Annotated in this window: 15 protein-coding genes; 6 read left to right on the forward strand and 9 right to left on the reverse strand. The window is 71.7% G+C overall.

The features are described from left to right. Window positions 1–8: 8 nt before the first annotated feature. From ACZ4WS_RS26100 to ACZ4WS_RS26110, 3 genes are read right to left on the reverse strand one after another with little or no spacing between them, the layout of a single operon-like run. Window positions 9–965, reverse strand: a complete 957-nt coding sequence (locus ACZ4WS_RS26100; RefSeq protein ID WP_467983863.1) for a hydroxymethylglutaryl-CoA lyase — start codon at window positions 963–965, stop codon at window positions 9–11. Then, window positions 962–3,073: an acetyl/propionyl/methylcrotonyl-CoA carboxylase subunit alpha gene (locus ACZ4WS_RS26105; protein WP_467983864.1), complete on the reverse strand. Its 2,112-nt coding sequence runs from the start codon at window positions 3,071–3,073 to the stop codon at window positions 962–964. Before ACZ4WS_RS26105 ends, ACZ4WS_RS26100 begins: the two co-directional genes overlap by 4 nt. A gap of 14 nt (window positions 3,074–3,087) precedes the next feature. After that, window positions 3,088–4,704: a carboxyl transferase domain-containing protein gene (locus tag ACZ4WS_RS26110; RefSeq protein ID WP_467983866.1), complete on the reverse strand. Its 1,617-nt coding sequence runs from the start codon at window positions 4,702–4,704 to the stop codon at window positions 3,088–3,090. 97 nt (window positions 4,705–4,801) lie between these two features. Between ACZ4WS_RS26110 and ACZ4WS_RS26115 the strand changes: the two genes are divergently transcribed. The 5 genes from ACZ4WS_RS26115 to ACZ4WS_RS26135 all read left to right on the forward strand — a co-directional run bounded on the left by ACZ4WS_RS26115 (window position 4,802) and on the right by ACZ4WS_RS26135 (window position 9,330). Further along, on the forward strand, window positions 4,802–5,413 hold the full coding sequence (locus ACZ4WS_RS26115) for an SACE_7040 family transcriptional regulator (protein ID WP_467983868.1): 612 nt from the start codon (window positions 4,802–4,804) through the stop codon (window positions 5,411–5,413). A 112-nt stretch (window positions 5,414–5,525) separates the two neighbouring features. Further along, window positions 5,526–6,683: an acyl-CoA dehydrogenase family protein gene (locus ACZ4WS_RS26120; RefSeq protein WP_467983870.1), complete on the forward strand. Its 1,158-nt coding sequence runs from the start codon at window positions 5,526–5,528 to the stop codon at window positions 6,681–6,683. A gap of 35 nt (window positions 6,684–6,718) precedes the next feature. Next, on the forward strand, window positions 6,719–7,594 hold the full coding sequence (locus tag ACZ4WS_RS26125; protein ID WP_467983873.1) for an acyl-CoA thioesterase: 876 nt from the start codon (window positions 6,719–6,721) through the stop codon (window positions 7,592–7,594). A gap of 11 nt (window positions 7,595–7,605) precedes the next feature. Continuing rightward, on the forward strand, window positions 7,606–8,580 hold the full coding sequence (locus ACZ4WS_RS26130) for a cation diffusion facilitator family transporter (RefSeq protein WP_467983875.1): 975 nt from the start codon (window positions 7,606–7,608) through the stop codon (window positions 8,578–8,580). 60 nt (window positions 8,581–8,640) lie between these two features. Next, window positions 8,641–9,330 (forward strand): maleylpyruvate isomerase N-terminal domain-containing protein, encoded by a 690-nt coding sequence (locus tag ACZ4WS_RS26135; protein WP_467983877.1) that lies wholly within the window; start codon window positions 8,641–8,643, stop codon window positions 9,328–9,330. A 25-nt stretch (window positions 9,331–9,355) separates the two neighbouring features. Here ACZ4WS_RS26135 and ACZ4WS_RS26140 read toward each other — a convergent pair whose 3' ends face one another. The 4 genes from ACZ4WS_RS26140 to ACZ4WS_RS26155 all read right to left on the reverse strand — a co-directional run bounded on the left by ACZ4WS_RS26140 (window position 9,356) and on the right by ACZ4WS_RS26155 (window position 14,614). Next, the gene (locus ACZ4WS_RS26140) at window positions 9,356–10,144 is read right to left on the reverse strand and encodes a phosphatase (RefSeq protein ID WP_467983879.1); all 789 of its coding nucleotides are present in this window, start codon (window positions 10,142–10,144) and stop codon (window positions 9,356–9,358) included. A gap of 189 nt (window positions 10,145–10,333) precedes the next feature. Next, the gene (locus ACZ4WS_RS26145; RefSeq protein WP_467983882.1) at window positions 10,334–12,019 is read right to left on the reverse strand and encodes a thiamine pyrophosphate-binding protein; all 1,686 of its coding nucleotides are present in this window, start codon (window positions 12,017–12,019) and stop codon (window positions 10,334–10,336) included. Then, window positions 12,016–13,020 carry an agmatinase gene (speB, locus tag ACZ4WS_RS26150; RefSeq protein WP_467983884.1) on the reverse strand — a complete coding sequence of 335 codons (1,005 nt, stop codon included), beginning with the start codon at window positions 13,018–13,020 and terminating at the stop codon, window positions 12,016–12,018. The genes ACZ4WS_RS26145 and speB overlap by 4 nt, the downstream gene beginning before the upstream one ends. A gap of 121 nt (window positions 13,021–13,141) precedes the next feature. Next, on the reverse strand, window positions 13,142–14,614 hold the full coding sequence (locus ACZ4WS_RS26155) for a sodium:solute symporter family protein (RefSeq protein ID WP_467983886.1): 1,473 nt from the start codon (window positions 14,612–14,614) through the stop codon (window positions 13,142–13,144). A 235-nt stretch (window positions 14,615–14,849) separates the two neighbouring features. Here ACZ4WS_RS26155 and ACZ4WS_RS26160 point away from each other — a divergent pair, with 235 nt between their 5' ends. Beyond that, window positions 14,850–16,595, forward strand: coding sequence for a PucR family transcriptional regulator (locus tag ACZ4WS_RS26160; RefSeq protein ID WP_467983888.1), 1,746 nt, complete (start codon window positions 14,850–14,852; stop codon window positions 16,593–16,595). A 37-nt stretch (window positions 16,596–16,632) separates the two neighbouring features. Here ACZ4WS_RS26160 and ACZ4WS_RS26165 read toward each other — a convergent pair whose 3' ends face one another. Beyond that, window positions 16,633–17,334, reverse strand: a complete 702-nt coding sequence (locus tag ACZ4WS_RS26165) for a hypothetical protein (protein WP_467983890.1) — start codon at window positions 17,332–17,334, stop codon at window positions 16,633–16,635. Between the two features lie 71 nt (window positions 17,335–17,405). Beyond that, complete coding sequence (locus ACZ4WS_RS26170) at window positions 17,406–18,212, reverse strand: endonuclease I family protein (protein WP_467983892.1); 807 nt, start codon at window positions 18,210–18,212, stop codon at window positions 17,406–17,408. Window positions 18,213–18,222: the final 10 nt, after the last annotated feature.

Here is an 18,222-nt window from a genome sequence, read left to right on the forward strand (position 1 = left end):
CATGGGGATCACTCCTGGTGGGGCTGTGTTGGTTTACCGAGTGCTTTGACGGTGCGGGACGGGCTGGGTCGGCCCAGTTGTCCGGCCATCCACACGCTGGTGGCGGTGAGGCGGCCGAGGTCGACCCCGGTGTCGATACCGAGGCCCTGGAGCATCCACACGAGGTCTTCGGTGGCGAGGTTGCCGGTGGCGGACTTGGCGTAGGGGCAGCCGCCGAGGCCGCCCGCGGAGGCGTCGACGGTCGTGACGCCGTGCTGGAGCGCGGCCAGCGTGTTGGCGAGCGCCTGGCCGTACGTGTCGTGGAAGTGCACGCCGATCGCACTGGTCGGCACGCCCTCCTCGTTCAGCTCGGAGAGCAGGTCCTGGACATGGCCGGGCGTCGCGACCCCGATCGTGTCGCCGAGGCTCAGCTCGTCGCAGCCCATGTCCCTCAGGGACTTGCAGACGCGGACGACCTGGTGGATGGGCACGGCGCCCTCCCAGGGGTCGCCGAAGCACATGGAGAGGTAGCCGCGGACGTGGAGCTTCTGCGCGCGCGCCTTGTCGACGACGGGCTCGAACATGGCGAGTGCCTCGTCGACCGTCCGGTTCAAGTTGGCCTTGGCGAAGGACTCGGTGGCGCTGGCGAAGACGGCGACGCGGGTGGCGCCGAGGGCGAGCGCGCGGTCGAGTCCGCGTTCGTTCGGTACGAGCACGGGCAGGTGCACGCCCGGCAGATCCCGGACGAGCGGGAACAGCTGCTCCGCGTCCGCCAGTTGGGGCACCCACTTCGGGTGGACGAAGCTGGTGGCCTCGACGGTGGTCAGGCCCGCGTCGGCGAGGCGCCGGACGAACTCGGCCTTGACCTCCGTCGGCACGGTCGCCTTCTCGTTCTGCAGCCCGTCGCGCGCGCCGACCTCGTGGATCCGCACCCGGGCGGGGAGATCCTGGGCCGGTACGACCATGGGCAGCCCTTGAACGGTCATGCCGCCTCCTCCGCTTCCTGCTCGTGCGGTGCGATCACGGCCAGGATCTGGTCCATGGCGACCGTCGTGCCGGGCGTGACGTCCAGCTCGCTGACGGTCCCGGCGTGCGGCGCGGAGATGACGTGCTCCATCTTCATCGCCTCGACCACCAACAGGCTCTGCCCGGCGGCCACTTCATCGCCCACGGCGACCTTCACGACGGTCACCGTGCCGGGCATGGGGGCGGTGAGCGAGTCGGCACCGGAGTGGGCGGCGCCGGTCAGGGAGGCGGCCACGGGGTCGTGGTCGCGCACCTGCCAGGCGTCGCCGTCGCGGCCCAGCCAGGTGCCTCCCGGCAGGGCGGCGAAGGTGTGGGCGACCCCGTCGAGGTGGAAGGTGAACCGAGACGCGGTTCCCCCTCCCGGGGATGGTGCGAGCGTCCCGGTCCCCCGGAGGGGCGGCCTCTCGGTGCCGAGCAGCAGCTCGACACCGCCGTCCGCCGTGCCGCGCACGCGGACGGTCACGGGATCGCGCCCCGGCACCTGAAGGTGGTGTGCCGTCCAGGCCGGGGTGCCGCCGAGGCGCCAGCCGCTGGGAACGGAGAAGGGGTCCACCCATTCCGGGGTCCGGGGACGGAGCCCGAGGTCCGGGGAAGTGCCACCCGCGCGCGGAGCGCCCATACCGGGCGCCGCGGTGGGGGAGAGGGCCGCCTGCCGCAGCAGCGCCGCCGCCGCGTACACCTCCTCGGGCACCTCGCCCGGGACCAGCCCCTCGACCTCCCGCTCGACCAGCCCCGTGTCCAAGTCCCCTGCCACGACGGCCGGATGGGCAAGGAGCCGACGCAGAAACCCGGCGTTGGTCTGCACCCCCAGGGTGACCGTCTCCCCGAGGGCCGCCCGGAGCTTGCGCAGCGCGGTCGCGCGGTCGGGGCCGTACGCGATGACCTTGGACAGCATCGGGTCGTAGAGGCTGCCGACCTCCGTGCCCTCCGTCAGCCCCGAGTCGGTGCGTACGCCCGGCCCGGAAGGCTCCTTCAGGGAGAGCACCGTGCCGCCCGAGGGGAGGAACCCACGGGCGCCCTCCTTGACGGACACGGTCTCGGCGCAGATGCGCGCCTCCACCGCGTGCCCGGTGAGCATGATGTCCTTCTGCCCGTAAGGGAGTTGCTCGCCCGCCGCCACCCGGAGCTGCCACTCGACCAGGTCGAGGCCGGTGATCAGCTCGGTCACCGGGTGCTCCACCTGGAGGCGGGTGTTCATCTCCATGAAGTAGTACGAGGAGGGGTCGCCGCCGGGGACGATGAACTCCACCGTGCCCGCGCCCCGGTAGCCGCAGGAGCGGGCCGCCTGGACCGCGGCCTCGCCCATCGCCGCGCGGGTCTCCTCGTCGAGGAGCACACTCGGCGCCTCTTCGATGATCTTCTGGTGGCGGCGCTGGAGGGAGCACTCGCGCTCGCCCAGGTGCACGACATTGCCGTGGCCGTCGGCCAGGACCTGGATCTCGATGTGCCGGGGGCGGTCGATCCAGCGCTCGACGAGGAGGGTGTCGTCGCCGAAGGAGGCGCGGGCCTCGCGGCGGGCGGCGGCGATCTCGTCGGCGAGTAGCGCGGGGTCCCGTACCAGTCGCATGCCCTTGCCGCCACCGCCGGCCGAGGGCTTCAGGAGCACCGGCATGCCGATCTCCCGGGCGGCGTCGGCCAGTTGGGCGTCGGTGAGGCCGCTGCCGGTGGAGCCGGGGACGACCGGCACCCCGGCCGCCCGCACGGTCTCCTTGGCGCGGATCTTGTCGCCCATCAGCGCGATCGCCTCGGCGGGCGGCCCGATGAAGACGAGCCCGGCCTCGGCGCAGGCACGCGCGAAGGACGCGTTCTCCGCGAGGAAGCCATAGCCCGGGTGCACGGCCTGCGCGCCCGTCCGCGCCGCCGCCTCCAGGAGCCGCTCCACCGACAGATAGCTCTCGGCGGCCGGGGCCGGACCGATCCGTACCGCCGTGTCCGCCTCGCGGACATGCCGGGCGTCGGCGTCCGCGTCACTGAAGACGGCCACCGAGCGCACGCCCGAAGAGCGCAGCGTACGGATCACCCGTACGGCGATCTCGCCCCGGTTGGCCACAAGTACCGTGTCGAACATCGTCAGGGGTCCCCTCACATCCGGAAGACGCCGAACTGGGGTTCACCCAGGGGCGCGTTGGCGCACGCGGTCAAGGCGAGCCCCAGCACCTGCCGGGTCTCCAGCGGGTCGATCACGCCGTCGTCCCAGAGCCGGGCCGTCGCGTAATAGGCGTTCCCCTGGTGCTCGTACTGGGAGCGGATCGGGTCCTTGAAGGCCTCTTCCTCCTCGACGGGCCAGGACTCGCCGCGCGCCTCCAACTGGTCGCGCTTGACGGTCGCGAGGACCGACGCGGCCTGCTCGCCGCCCATCACGGAGATCTTGGCGCCCGGCCACATCCACAGGAAGCGCGGCGAGTACGCCCGGCCGCACATCGAGTAGTTGCCCGCGCCGTACGAGCCGCCGATCACCACGGTCAGCTTCGGCACGCGCGTGCAGGCGACGGCCGTGACCATCTTGGCGCCGTGCTTGGCGATGCCCCCGGCCTCGTACTGGCGCCCCACCATGAACCCGGAGATGTTCTGCAGGAACACCAGCGGGATGCCGCGCTGGTCGCACAGCTCGATGAAGTGGGCGCCCTTCTGGGCGGATTCGGAGAACAGGATGCCGTTGTTGGCGACGATCCCGACCGGGTGTCCGTGGATCCGGGCGAAGCCGGTGACGAGGGTCTGCCCGAACTCCGCCTTGAACTCGGCGAAGCGCGAACCGTCGACCACGCGCGCGATGACCTCGCGTACGTCATAGGGGGTGCGGGAGTCGACCGGCACCGCGCCGTACAGCCCGTACGGGTCCACCTTCGGCTCGACGGACGGTTCCAGGGACCAGGGCACCGGCCCGCGCGCGGGGAGGGTGGCCGCGATGTTCCGTACGATCCGCAGCGCATGCGCGTCGTCCTCCGCGAGGTGGTCGGTGACGCCCGACACGCGCGCGTGGACCTCGCCGCCGCCCAACTCCTCGGCCGTGACGACCTCGCCGGTGGCGGCCTTCACCAGGGGCGGGCCGCCGAGGAAGATCGTGCCCTGATTGCGCACGATCACGGCCTCGTCGCTCATGGCCGGGACGTAGGCGCCGCCGGCCGTGCACGAGCCGAGGACGGCGGCGATCTGCGGGATCCCCGCGCCCGACATCCGCGCCTGGTTGTAGAAGATCCGGCCGAAGTGCTCGCGGTCCGGGAAGACCTCGTCCTGCATGGGCAGGAAGGCGCCCCCGGAGTCCACCAGATACACACAGGGGAGGCGGTTCTCGAGCGCCACCTCCTGGGCGCGCAGGTGCTTCTTCACCGTCATCGGGTAGTACGTGCCGCCCTTGACGGTCGCGTCATTGGCGACGATCACGCACTCGCGCCCGCTCACCCGCCCGATCCCGGCGATCACTCCGGCCGCCGGGGCCTGTCCGTCGTACATCCCGTCGGCGGCGAGGGGAGCCAGCTCAAGGAACGGCGAGCCGGGGTCGAGGAGCGTGTCCACCCGGTCGCGCGGCAGCAGCTTCCCGCGCGCGGTGTGCCGCGCGCGGGCCCGCTCTCCGCCGCCGAGCCGGGCCGCGGCCAGCTTCTGCCGCAGCTCCTCGCCCAGCGCGCGATGGGCCGCCTCATTGGCCCGCCAGGCCTCCGACGCGGGGTCTGCCGCGCTCGTCAGCTCCGGTGCCTCGTGCATCCTGCGGTCCCCTCACCCAGTGGTCCACCAGTTAATGAGCGTTAACGCATTTCCTTCAGGTTAACGACCGCTAACCTCCCTGTCTAGAATTGCTTCCATGGCCACGAGAACCGACGCCCCCACCCGGCGCGAGCAGATCCTCAAGGAAGCCGCCCGGCTGTTCGCCGAGCGCGGCTTCCACGGCGTGGGAGTGGATGAGATAGGAGCGGCCGTCGGCATCAGCGGCCCCGGTCTGTACCGGCACTTCGCGGGCAAGGACGCGATGCTCGCCGAGCTGCTGGTGGGGATCAGCGGGCAGCTGCTCACCGGCGGCAAGCGCCGCGCGGCGGAGGCCGACGGGAACCCCGATTCGCTCCTCGACTCGCTCATCGAGGGCCACATCGACTTCGCGCTCGACGACCGGCCCCTGATCACCCTGCACGACCGCGAGCTGGACCGCCTCCGGGACAGCGACCGCAAGCTCGTACGGCAGCTCCAGCGGCAGTACGTCGAGCTGTGGGTGGAGGTCGTGCGCGAGGTCTATCCGGGATTGGCCGAGCCCACCGCCCGCTCCGCCGTGCACTCGGTGTTCGGGCTGCTGAACTCGACGCCGCATCTCGGACGGCCCGGTTCGCTGCCGGGGCGGGGGGCGACGGCGGCGCTGCTGCACCGGATGGCCCGGGGGGCCTTCGCGGCGGCCGGGGCGACCGAGGCGGCCGGGGTGGAGTGAGCGGGCGTGACGAGCGTCATGGACTAGTTGCTCTGGACGACCGTCGTGACCGGCGGGTAACCTGGGGTCTGAGCAAGCGCTTAGACAGAAACCCCAGGTGGAGGTGGCGGCGGTGCGCCGTACTGTGTTCAACGAGGACCACGAGGCGTTCCGGGAGACCCTGCGGGCCTTCATCGAGGCCGAGGTCGTTCCCGTCTACGACGAGTGGTTCGCCGCGGGCCAGGCGCCGCGCGACTTCTACTACAAGCTCGCCGAGCTGGGTGTCTTCGGCATCCGCGTCGACGAGGAGTTCGGCGGCGCCGGCATCGACTCGTACAAGTTCGAGGCCGTGATGTACGAGGAGACCGCCCGTGCGGGCGTCTCCTTCGGCGGCTCCGGCGTGCACGTGCTGCTCGGCCTGCCGTACATCAAGGCGCTCGCCACCGACGAGCAGAAGAAGCGGTTCCTGCCGAAGTTCGTCAGCGGTGAGGAGATGTGGGCCCTCGCGATGACCGAGCCGGGCACCGGCTCCGACCTCGCGGGCATGAAGACCACCGCGAAGCTCTCCGAGGACGGCACGCACTACGTCCTCAACGGCTCCAAGACCTTCATCACGGGTGGTGTGCACGCCGACAAGGTCATCGTCTGCGCCCGCACCTCCGCCCCGACGGCCGAGGACCGCCGCTTCGGCATCTCCCTCTTCGCCGTCGACACCAAGTCCGAGGGCTACTCCATAGGCCGCAAGCTGGACAAGCTCGGCCTGAAGACCTCCGACACCGCCGAGCTGGCGTTCGTCGACGTGAAGGTGCCGGTCGAGGACCTGCTCGGCGAGGAGAACAAGGGCTTCTACTACCTCGGCGGCAACCTGCCCTCCGAGCGCTGGGGCATCGCGTTCGGCGCGTACGCGCAGGCCGCCGCGGCCGTCCGGTTCGCCAAGGAGTACGTGCAGGAGCGCACCGTCTTCGGCAAGCCGGTCGCCACCTTCCAGAACACCAAGTTCGAGCTGGCCGCCTGCCAGGCCGAGGTGGACGCCGCCCAGGCCGTCGCCGACCGCACCCTGGAGGCCCTCGACGCGGGCGAGCTGTCCCCGGCCGAGGCCGCGTCCGCGAAGCTGTTCTGCACCGAGGTCGCGCACCGCGTCATCGACCGCTGCCTCCAGCTGCACGGCGGCTACGGCTTCATGAACGAGTACCCGATCGCCCGTCTCTACGCGGACAACCGCGTCAACCGCATCTACGGCGGCACCAGCGAGGTCATGAAGATGATCATCGCGAAGGACATGGGCCTGTAAGGTTCCCGAAATTACCGGCCAGTAGAAAAGGTGCCATGAGTCAGGCACTTCAGGATCTCCTCGATCTCCTCGACCTCGAGCAGATCGAGGAGAACATCTTCCGCGGCCAGTCCCAGTCCGCCGTCGTTCCACGCGTCTTCGGCGGACAGGTCGCGGCACAGGCGCTCGTCGCCGCAGGGCGGACGGTCCCCCAGGACCGCCTCGCCCACTCCCTCCACGCGTACTTCCTGCGCACCGGCGACCCCGGCGCGCCCATCGTCTACACGGTCGACCGCATGAACGACGGCCGGTCCTTCACCGCGCGTCGCGTCGTCGCGGTCCAGCACGGACAGCCGATCTTCGCCCTGTCCGCCTCCTTCCAGCGGCACGAGGACGGCTTCGAGCACCAGGCCCCCATGCCGTCCGCCCCCGACCCCGCCACGCTGCCCACCTCCGAGGAGCGGCTCAGCGGGTACGACCACCTCGCCCCCGAGGTGGTGGAGAAGTTCCTGGAGGCGCGCGCCGCGGTCGACCTGCGCTACGTCGAGGAACCGCCGTACGGCAAGTTCGGCGAGCCGCGCGAGCCGCACTCCCAGGTGTGGTTCCGCACCAACGGCAAGCTCCACGGTGCTATTGACGAACCGCTGCTGCACGTCGTCCTCGCCACCTACGTCTCCGACATGACGCTCCTCGACTCCATCCTGCTCGCGCACGGGCGCGGCGGCTGGGCCGTCGGCGACGTCGTCGGGGCCTCGCTGGACCACGCCATGTGGTTCCACCGCCCGTTCCGCGCCGACGAGTGGCTCCTGTACGACCAGGAGTCGCCGTCCGCGTCGGGCGGGCGCGGTCTCGGGCAGGCCCGCATCTACACGCAGGACGGCCGGCTGGCCATTTCGGTGATTCAGGAAGGCGTGGTCCGCGTTCCTCGGTGAGACTGGGCCGCATGGGCTCAGCTGAGGAGCAGGAACAGGGCGGCGGCGAGAGCACCTTCACGGTGATCGTCGCCGCCGTCGCCAATCTCGGGATCGCGGTGGCCAAGGCGGTCGCCGGTGTCATCAGCGGGTCCAGCGCCATGCTGTCCGAGGCGGCGCACTCGGTGGCCGACACCGTCACCGAGATGCTGCTGCTCACGGCGCTCAAGCGCAGCGAGAAACCGGCCGACGAGGAGCACCCCCTCGGCTACGGGCCCGAACGCTACATCTGGGCCATGCTCGCGGCCGTCGCGACCTTCGTCGGCGGCGCCGTCTTCTCGATCTACGACGGCATCCACACCCTCGTCGCGGGCGAGGAGCTGGGTAACCCCCTGGTCTCGTACATCGTGCTGGGGATCGCCTTCCTTCTGGAGGGCTACTCGCTGCGGACGGGGGTGCGGCAGGCGCGCGGCGAGGCGGAGCGCTTCGGGGCTCCCTTCAAGCGCTACCTGCGCCATACGCCGGACACCGCCGTGAAGGCCGTCGTCATGGAGGACTCGGCCGCGCTGGTGGGTCTGCTGCTCGCCGCGGGCGGGCTGCTGGGCGGTCAGCTCAGCGGCTCCGGGGTCTGGGACGGCATCGCGTCCCTGTGCATCGGCGCACTCCTGCTGTACGTCGCCTGGGTGCTCGGGCGTTCCAACGCGGAGCTGCTGATCGGGCGGCCGCTGCCGAAGCCGATGCGCGAGCGGATTCGCGCCGAGCTCCTCGCGATCGAGCACGTCGAGGCCGTACTGGAGCTGACGACCCTGGTGCAGGGGCCGCGCGAGGCGCTGATCGCGGCCAAGGTCGACTTCAGGGACGTGTCCACCGCCGCGCAGATCGAGTGGGCCTGCGAACAGGCGGAGCAGCGGCTGCGCGAGGTGTTCTCCGGGGTGAGCCGGGTGTATCTGGATCCGACGCCGGGGTATGCGCAGCGGCGGTCGGAGGGGCTGAATCCCTGGCCCTGAGAGCCGGTTGAGGTGCGCAATCCGGTTGAGGCGGCCCGGCCACCGGGATTGGATGAAGCCATGACTGACACTGTGACTGTCACGGAAGAGTCGTGGAACTGGCGCGGGGGACGGATCCGGGAGGTCTTCCTGGAGGCCGCCGGGACCGTCGCCGCGCTGTTGGCGGAGCCCGCCGTCGCCGCCGCCTTCGAGAAGCCCAGTGCGCTGCGGGACTTCAGCGTCGGGGGACTGGCGGGGCACGTCGCCTGGCAGGAGCTCGCCCTGCCGGAGCTGCTGGCGGAGCCGGTGCCGGTGGAGCCGGTGGTGTCCCTGCGGGAGTACTACCTGACGCGGGTGACCTGGCTGGACGCCGGGGTCGACGGAGCGGTCAACGTACGGATCCGGCGCGGTGGCGAGGCCACGGCGGCGGAGGGGCACGAGGTGCTCGTGGCGCAGGTCCGGGACGCGGCCGCGCGGCTGCGGGCCGACCTGCCCGAGGTGCCCGCGGGGCGGCCGATCCGGATGCGGTCCTGGGGCGACTGGTCCCTCGACCTCGACGACTTCCTGCTCACCCGGCTGCTCGAACTGGTCGTCCACGCCGACGACTTGGCATACAGCGTCGGCCTGCCGACCCCGGACTTCCCCGAGCGGGTGACCGCGCCGGTGGTCGAGCTGCTGGCCCGCCTCGCGGTCCGGCGCCACGGGACGGTGGACGTCATCCGGGGACTGGCCCGCACCGAGCGCGCCCCCGGGTCGATCGCGGGCCTCTAGACTCCGGACCAGTCCCGCCCAGCCTCTAGGCCAGGCCCGCCGCCGAGAGCAGATACGCCGTCATCGGGTCGTAGTAGCGCGGGCTGACCACGTGGTCGTCGAGCGGGATCGTCACCTGGAGGGTCCCCTCGGCCTCGGCCAGGAAGAGGGCGGGGTCGTTGCAGTCGGCGTAGCCGATGGAGTCGACGCCGTGCCGGCCCGCGTAACCGGCCCAGCCGTGGTCGGCGACGACCAGGTCGGGCAGCGGCCGCCCGTCCCGCTCGAGCCCGCCGAGGATCGCGCGCATCGGCTCACCCGAGTGGGTGTGCCACAGCGTGGCGCCGTGCTCCAGCACCGCGACGTCCGCGAACTGCATGACGTACCCCTCGTCCGTCTGCAGCCCGTCCGGGATCACCACGATCTCGCACCCGGCGGCGCGCAGGGCGGCGGCGGTCGCGCGGTGCACGTCGAGGAGGCCGCCCGGGTGGCCGGTGGCGAACAGCACCCGCTGCTCGCCGTCCGCCGCCTTGCGCAGCCGCGCCGCCGCACGCTCCAGCGCGTCCACGGTCAGCTCCGGGTCGATGGTGTCCTGCCCGTACCGGTACTCCGGGTCGTCGCTCACTCCGCACCGCTCCGCCATCACCGCGAGCACGTCCTGCTCGTCGGTCCAGCGGTCACCGAGCTCCAGCCCGAGCCAGAAGTTGCGGTCGCCGTTCGCCAGCTTGCGGTAGTGGGAGAGGTTGTTCTCGCGGGGCGTGGCGACGTCGCCCGCGATACGCGTCCGTACGAGATGGTCGACGAGCTCGGCGCGGCTGGGGGTCCCGGGTATCGGCATGCTTCCCATTGTGCCGGTGCGTCCCGCCCGGGGGACCGGTGTCCCGAGCGCTGGGATGCGGGTCACTCGGTGGCTGAGCGTGAAATCGGTTCCCGCCGCGGCCGGTTCCGCGGGCCTGGGAAGGGAGACCCGGTCCTGCGTCGGACATCCGACCGATGCACGACCAGGCCCTCAGCGACCAGGCATCCGTCAGCTCAGGTGCGTCGGTGCGAACATCCGCAGGACCGCCGGGAGCAGCACCACCGAAGGACCGGGGGCCGCCAGGGCCTTCAACAGGTCTTCCTCCAGGGTCTCGGGGGTCGTGCGCACGCCCGGGACGCCGAAGGACTCGGCGAGGGCGACGTAGTCCGGGCGGGCCAGCTCCGTGGCGGTGGGCTGGCCGAAGGCGTCCGTCATGTACTCGCGGAGGATGCCGTAGCCGCCGTCGTCGACGATGAGCCAGGTGACGTTCAGGTCGTACTGCCTGGCCGTGGCCAGTTCGGCGATGGAGTACAACGCGCCGCCGTCGCCGGAGACCGCGAGGACTGGGCGGGTCGGGTCGGCCGCCGCCGCGCCCAGCGCCGCCGGGAAGCCGTAGCCGAGGCCGCCCGCGCCCTGCGCCGAGTGCATGGTGTTCGCCCCACGCGGGTCGAAGGCCGACCATGCCCAGTAGGCGAGGATCGTCATGTCCCAGAAGGACGGGGACGTGGACGGGAGGGCGCGGCGGACGGACGCCAACACCTCCTGTTCCAGGGTGAGTTCCTGGGCGGCGATGCGATCGGCGACCTTCGACAGCACCGTGCTGACGCGGTCCGCGGCCGTCGGGTCCGTGCGCTCCTCGACCGTCTCGAGGAGCGCCTGCAGCGCCAGTCGCGCGTCCGCGTGGATGCCCAGCGCCGGGTGGTTGGACTCCAGCTTGCCGAGGTCGGCCTCGATCTGGATGACCCGGCCCCGGGGCTTGAACGTGTGGTAGTTGGAGGAGAGTTCGCCCAGACCCGAGCCGACCACCAGGAGTACGTCCGCGTCCTCCAGGAAGTCCGTCGTGTGGCGGTCCTCCAGCCAGGACTGGAGGGAGAGCGGGTGTTCCCAGGGGAAGGCGCCCTTGCCGCCGAAGGTGGTGACCACCGGGGCGGCCAGTTTCTCGGCGAGCTGACGCAGCTTTCCGGACGCGTCCGCCCGTACGACGCCGCCGCCCGCGATGATCGCGGGGCGTTCCGCGGAAGACAGCAAGTGGGCTGCCACCGCTGTCAGTTCGGGGCGCGGGACCACTTCCTCCGGCGTCGCGTCCATCGCCGTCACCACCGGCAGGTGCGTCTCGGAGAGGAGGACGTCCTGGGGGATCTCCACCCACACCGGGCCGTGCGGAGCGGTGAGCGCCGACTCCCAGGCCGCCGCGATCGCCGACGGGATCTGGGACTGGGTGCGGACCGTGTGCACGGACTTCACCACGCCCCTGAACGACGCCTGCTGGTCGGGGAGTTCGTGCAGATAGCCGTGGCGGCCGCCGCCGAGCCCGGCGGTGGGGATCTGGCTGCTGATGGCCAGGACGGGGGCCGAGGCGGCGGCTGCCTCCTGGAGCGCGGCCAGGGAGGTGAGGGCACCCGGGCCGGTGGACAGCAGCAGCGGGGCCGCCTCACCCGTGATGCGGCCGTACGCGTCCGCCGCGAACCCCGCGTTGTTCTCGACGCGCAGGCCGACGTACTGGAGCGACGAGCGGCGCAGGGCGTCGAACATGCCCAGGGCGTGCTGGCCGGGCAGGCCGAAGACGGTCGTCGCGCCGAGACCGGTGAGGGTCTCCACGACCAGGTCTCCGCCATTGCGGCCGGGGGGAGTGTTCAGCGCGGCCTCCGTCTGTGCCGCCGACGGACGGAGAACCAGGTCGTGGTCGTGAGTCACTTGTTCTCGGCCTCCGAAGCCTTCGCCGCGGCGATCTGGCGGGACATGATCGTGGTCAGTTCGTACGCCGTGTGGGACGCGGCGACGGCGGTGATCTCGGCGTGGTCGTACGCGGGTGCGACCTCGACGACGTCCGCGGAGACCAGGTTGCAGGACGCCAGCCCCCGCAGGATCTCCAGGAGTTCGCGGGAGGTCATGCCGCCCGCCTCCGGCGTTCCCGTGCCGGGCGCGTGCGCCGGGTCGAGGCAGTCGATGTCGATGGATATGTACAGCGGGCGGTTGCCGATGCGCTGGCGCAGCTGGTCGGCGACCTCGTCGGCGCCGCGGCGGTAGATGTCCGCCGAGGTGACGATGCCGAAGCCCATCTTCTCGTCGTCGGTGAGGTCCTGCTTGCCGTACAGCGGGCCGCGGGTGCCGACGTGCGAGAGGGCGGAGGTGTCGAGGATGCCCTCCTCGACGGCGCGGCGGAACGGGGTGCCGTGCGTGTACTCGGCGCCGAAGTACGTGTCCCAGGTGTCGAGGTGCGCGTCGAAGTGGAGGAGCGCGACCGGGCCGTGCTTCTTGGCGACGGAGCGCAGCAGGGGCAGCGCGATGGTGTGGTCGCCGCCGAGGGTCATCAGGCGGGCTCCGGTGCCGAGCAGCTCGTCGGCCGCCGCCTCCACCGTCTCCACGGCCTCGTTGATGTTGAACGGGTTCGCGGCGATGTCACCGGCGTCCGCGACCTGCGCGAGGGCGAAGGGGGAGGCGTCCTGCGCCGGGTTGTAGGGGCGCAGCAGGCGGGACGCCTCACGGATCGCGTTGCCGCCGAAGCGGGCGCCCGGACGGTAGGAGACGCCGGAGTCGAAGGGCACGCCGACCACGGCGACGTCCGCGGTGCCGACCTCGTCGAGGCGCGGCAGCCGGGCGAAGGTCGCGGGGCCCGCGTACCGCGGAATGCGGGACGAGTCGACGGGGCCGCGTGGCTGGCTGCCGCCTGCTGCCGGGTTCTCGGTGCTGCTCATCGTCGGACTCCTCCAGATGGTGCGGGTGATGCGTCTTCCAGTGTCGTGGACCCCACTGACAGGGCCCATTCGGTCCGGCCGCCGCGGGGGTACGGGCGGCCGGACCGAAGTTCCTCGGGCGCTAGGCGCCCACGGCCGCCGTCTCCGGCGCGGCCTCGGCCTCGGCGTCCGCGCCGCGCCCGGCCAGGCGCTCCCGCCAGGCGGCCAGTACGGCGGCGTCGGTCGCGGGCGTCGCCAGCGAGACGACCACGTACGCGACCAGCGAGGACAGCAGGCCGTAGTACACGGGCTCGTTCGCCAGGATGCCGTACGTCGCCATCAGGCCGATGACCGCGAGGCCGCCGACCACGACGGAGGCGAGCGCGCCCTGCGCGGTGCCGCGCTTCCACAGCAGACCGCCGAGGATCGGGACGAGCAGGCCGCCGACGAGCAGGTTGTACGCGACGGTCAGCGCCTCGACGACGTTGTTGAGCGCGATCGCCGTACAGATCACCGCGACGCCCATGATCAGGATGAAGACCCGGTTGCCCTTGACCTCGTCGTGCTCCTCGCCATCGCGCTTCACCACCCCGCGCAGCTTCGACCAGATGTCGTTGTTGGCGACGGTGGCGCAGGCGATGAGGGCACCGGAGGAGGTGGACATGACGGCCGCGAGCGCCGCAGCGAGCACCAGTCCGCGTACGCCGACCGGGAGTTCGTCCTTGACGATGGTCGCGAAGGCGGTGTCGGCGCTGGGCAGCGTCGGGTAGATCACCTTGGCGGCCGTACCGATGACGGCGCCGGCGAGGGCGTACACCAGGCAGTACGTGCCCGCGACCGTGCCGCCCCACTTCGCCGTGGTGTCGCTGCGCGCGGTGAACACGCGCTGCCAGATGTCCTGGCCGATCAGCATGCCGAACGTGTAGATCAGCACGTACGTGAAGATCGTCTCGCCGCCGATGCCCAGCGGGTCGAAGTACTCGGTGGGCAGCTTGGCCTTCATCGCGCTGAACCCACCGGCCTTGATGACCGCGATGGGGAGGAGGAGGAGCAGCACGCCGACGGTCTTCACCACGAACTGCACCATGTCGGTGAGGGTGATCGACCACATGCCGCCGAGTGTGGAGTACGCGACGACGATCGAGCCGCCGAGGATGATCGCGAGCGTCCGGTTCATGTCGAAGAGGACGTCGAAGATCGTGGCGTACGCGATGGTCGAGGTGACCGCGAGCATGAGGGTGTACGCCCACATGACGACGCCGGAGATGACACCCGCCCGGCCGCCGTAGCGGAGGTCCAGCATCTCGGAGACGGTGTAGACCTTCAGGCGGGCGATGCGCGCGGAGAAGAAGATGGAGAGGGCGAGGAGACCGAGGCCGATGGTGAAGACCATCCAGGCGCCGGAGAGCCCGTACTGGTAACCGAGGCCGACGCCACCGATGGTGGACGCGCCTCCCAGCACGATCGCGGCCATGGTGCCGGAGTACATGGCGGGCCCGAGGCGCCGCCCCGCGACGAGGAACTCGCTCTTCGACTTGGCGCGGCGCATGCCCCACCAGCCCATGGCCAGCATGCCGGCCAGATAGACGACGATCACTGTGTAGTCGACGGCCATGTGAGGCCCTCCTTCGCGCACTCTCGGTGGCGTGTCGTGCAGATGGGGACGCGGTCGGGAGCGGTGCCCGGCCGGGGGACCGGCAGCGGCTCGGCCACCGGTTGCGGCAGCGGATCGCGGGGACATACGCCCGTACCCGCGGCTGCCGACGGCACTGACCCTAGGTGGCCGGAAGGCGACTCTGAAGTGTACGTTTCATCCAGTGTCGCTGAACCGGATGGAGGGAATGTCCACCATGCCGGACGCATCCGCCCCACCTGCCCCACCCGTCCCGCCCACCCCACCCGTCCCGCTCTCCGCCCTCCTGGCCCGGGACGACCTGGGCCTGCGGCAGATCGCGGGCCCGTCCGACCCCGACACGGTGATCCACTGGGCGCACACGTCGGAGATGGCGGACCCGTACCCCTACCTGCTGGGCGGCGAGCTGCTGCTGACCGCCGGGGTCCACATCCCCGAGGCCGCGGGCTCCGGCACGTACTTCGACGACTACGTCTCCCGCATCGTCGCCGCGGGCGGCGCGGCCCTCGGCTTCGGCCTCGTACCGGTCCACGACACGGTCCCGCGCGCGCTGGTCGCGGCCTGCGACACATACGGCCTCCCCCTCCTGGAGGTCCCGCCCCAGACCACCTTCTCGGGCGTGGCCCGCGCCGTCTGGCAGCTCATGGCCCAGGCCCGCCTTGCAGAGCTGCGCCGCGTCACGGAGGCCCAGCAGAGCCTCGCCGCGGCCGCGGCCCGCCCGGACCCGGTACCCGCGGTGTTGCGACAGCTCGCCCAGCGGGTGGGGGGCTGGGCCGTGCTGTACGGGCCGGACGGGGGGGAGCTGACGCGTGCGGGGAGGGCGGTGGAGGGGGCCGTCGGTCGGGCTCCGGCCGGGCGGGCCCCGGCGGGGCATGCCCCGACCACGCAGCCTCAGACTGTGCAGGCTCCCGCCGGGCAGGCTCCGGTCGGGCAGGCTCCGGCTGTGCAGGCGCCCGCCGGGCAGGTCTCGACCGGGCTCTCGACCGGGCAGGCCCCAACCACGCAGCCCTTGGCTGTGCAGCCTCCGGCCGGGCAGCCCGCTGCCGCCCAGCCCCCGACCATGCAGCCCGAGGCCGCGCAGCCCCCGACCGCCCAAGCCCTCGCCGAGCTCGCCGCTGTCGTGCGGCCGGGGAAGGGGCGGGGGCCCGTCCCCGCCTCGGCGAGCGACACCGTTGGTGGCGTTCACCTTGCCGCGTACGCACTCGGTGCCGGGCAGGGCTTCGTGCTCGGCGTAGGGGCGCCGCGCCGTGACCCCGGTGATCACACGATCGCTTCCGTGGCGGCCGTGCTCCTCTCGCTCCTCACCGGGGAGCACCAGAGCGGCAGCGGGGCGGCGCGGTCGGCGGCGCTCGTGCGGTTGCTGCTGGGGGCCGCGCCGGAGGCGGTCGCGCCGTTGCTGGGCGGGGAGCGGTGGGTCGTCGTGCACGCGCGGCCCGCCGGGGACGGCCCCGCGCCGGACGCCGTCGCCGCGTCCGCGCTGGGGGCGGCGCTCGGCTCCGCGCTGGTCGACACGGGCGGCGACGTCGTACGCGTCCTCGTCCCCGGCGACCGCGAGCCCACCGCGCAGGCGGGCTGGACCTGCGGGGTCAGCGCCCCCGTCGGCCCGCACGAGTGGGCGGCCGCCGACACCCAGGCCGCCCGCGCCCTGGCCCGCGCCCGCGCGACCCGTACGGCACTGGTCCGCCACGGAGAGCGTCCCGCCTTCGCGGACCTCATCCCCCCGTCCGACGCCGAGGCGCACGCCCGCGCCCTCCTCGCACCCATCGCCGCGACCCCGGCCCTCACCGAGACCCTCCGCACCTGGCTCTCCCTGCACGGCAGTTGGGACCGTACGGCGGTGGCGCTGGCCGTCCATCGCAACACCGTCCGCCAACGCATCGCACGGTGTGCGGCGTTGCTGGAGGCAGACCTCGACGATCCCGACGTACGGATGGAGTTGTGGTTCGCGTTGCGGAGGGGATGAGTGCCGAGCCCCTGGTGCCCGGCCGGCCGGGCAGTCGTCACACGGTGAGCCGGGCGCCCAGTACCGGGAGGAGGCGGTCCGTCAGCAGGCGGCGGGCGGGCTCGGACGACATCCACAGGAGCTTGTGGCGCGTGCCGTCGGTCATCGCGACGGTCAGGCCCGACGCGGAGAGACCGCCGTGCAGACGTGCGCTCTCGATACCGTCGAAGGGGATGATTCTGTTGGTGCGGTGACCGGCCAGGACGGCCATCGGGTCGTAGGTGATGGGGCGGCCCGGGTTCCGCGCCGTCAGGCCGGACCCGAAGGAGTTCGCCACCGAGTCCAGCAGCCCACTGCGTACCCGGACCAGGCTGGTCGGCAGCAGCCACAGCTCCCCGTGGATCCAGTCCAGCCACCCCGTCGTGCAGGTGCGGGCCACCAGCTGGGCGTGTACCAGGCGCAGGCGCGAGGCCCGCGCGACGGTCTGGTCGAGCAGGGCGTCCCAGCGGGCGAGGGACCGGACCCGCCAGCGCTCCTGCACGCCCTCGGTGTCCGTGAGGAAGTGGAGATGCGCCCACCCCGTGTGCTCCAGCTCGACCACGAGCCGGACGCTCCAGCCGGCGTGGGCGACCTGTACTCCCAGCCGGTCCGCGGTGTGTGCGACGGGAGACACGAAGCACTGGTCGGTCAGCCAGCGCGCGCGGTGCTCCGCCAGCGTCAGGGTGGCCAGTTCCAGGTCCAGGTCCATGCGCTGTCTCATGCCGCAGATCATGACGGATGACGGGCTGAACTCCCTATGAACAACAGAGGAGTTCAGCCCGTCACGGCCGTCTACCAGATCGCGTCCACCCACTCCGGGTGGTCGATGAACGGGTTGCGGTTGTGCTGGTAGGTGTCGTAGATGACCTGGTTGCGGTTCTCCTCGAACGCGCTCGGCGGGTCCTCGTCGCTCCACTGCTTGAGGACGGAGAGCTTGCCCATGAAGGCGGTGCTGCCGTTGCCGACGATGTCGTCGGGCTCCAGGTCGGCGAAGCCGTCGTCGCCCTCGTAGCGGACCGCCATGTAGAGGATCATGCGGGCCACGTCGCCCTTGACGGCGTCACGCGGCTCGAAGGAGTCGGAGTCGGTGAGGCTGCCGCCCGCGTTGGTGAAGGTACTGCCGCCCTCGTCGAAGTCCTTGTTGCCGCGGATGCCGTTGACCTGCACGTCCTCGGGGCGGATGTGGTGCAGGTCCGTGCCGGGGCCGGTCGAGGTGGTCAGGTTGCCGTGGGAGATCGCCCACACGTGCTCGCGGTTCCAGTCGCCCACGTCGCCGCCGTTGAGGGTCTTGCTGCGGGAGAGGCCGGAGTACAGCAGGACCACGTTGCTGCTGTTGTTCGGGTCCTGGTCCGTCACCTTCAGCGCGTCCCAGAGCGCCGAGTACGACAGCTTCGTCACGCCGGTGCTGATGATGGTGTGCAGCGAGGACTTCAGGCTCGTCCCGGTCTTGCCGACCGCGTTCTTGTAGTACGTGCTGTCGTACGCGGTCGTCGTGGCGCTCGCGGGAGTCGCGGTCACCGCCGGCATGGTGAGGCCGACGAGCACGGCGGAGGTGGCAAGCGCCAGCGTTTTCCAGCGGCGTATCTGCGTGGCGGGCATCTGGGGGAGT

The sequence above is a fragment of the Streptomyces sp. NPDC029292 genome, from assembly GCF_055569295.1.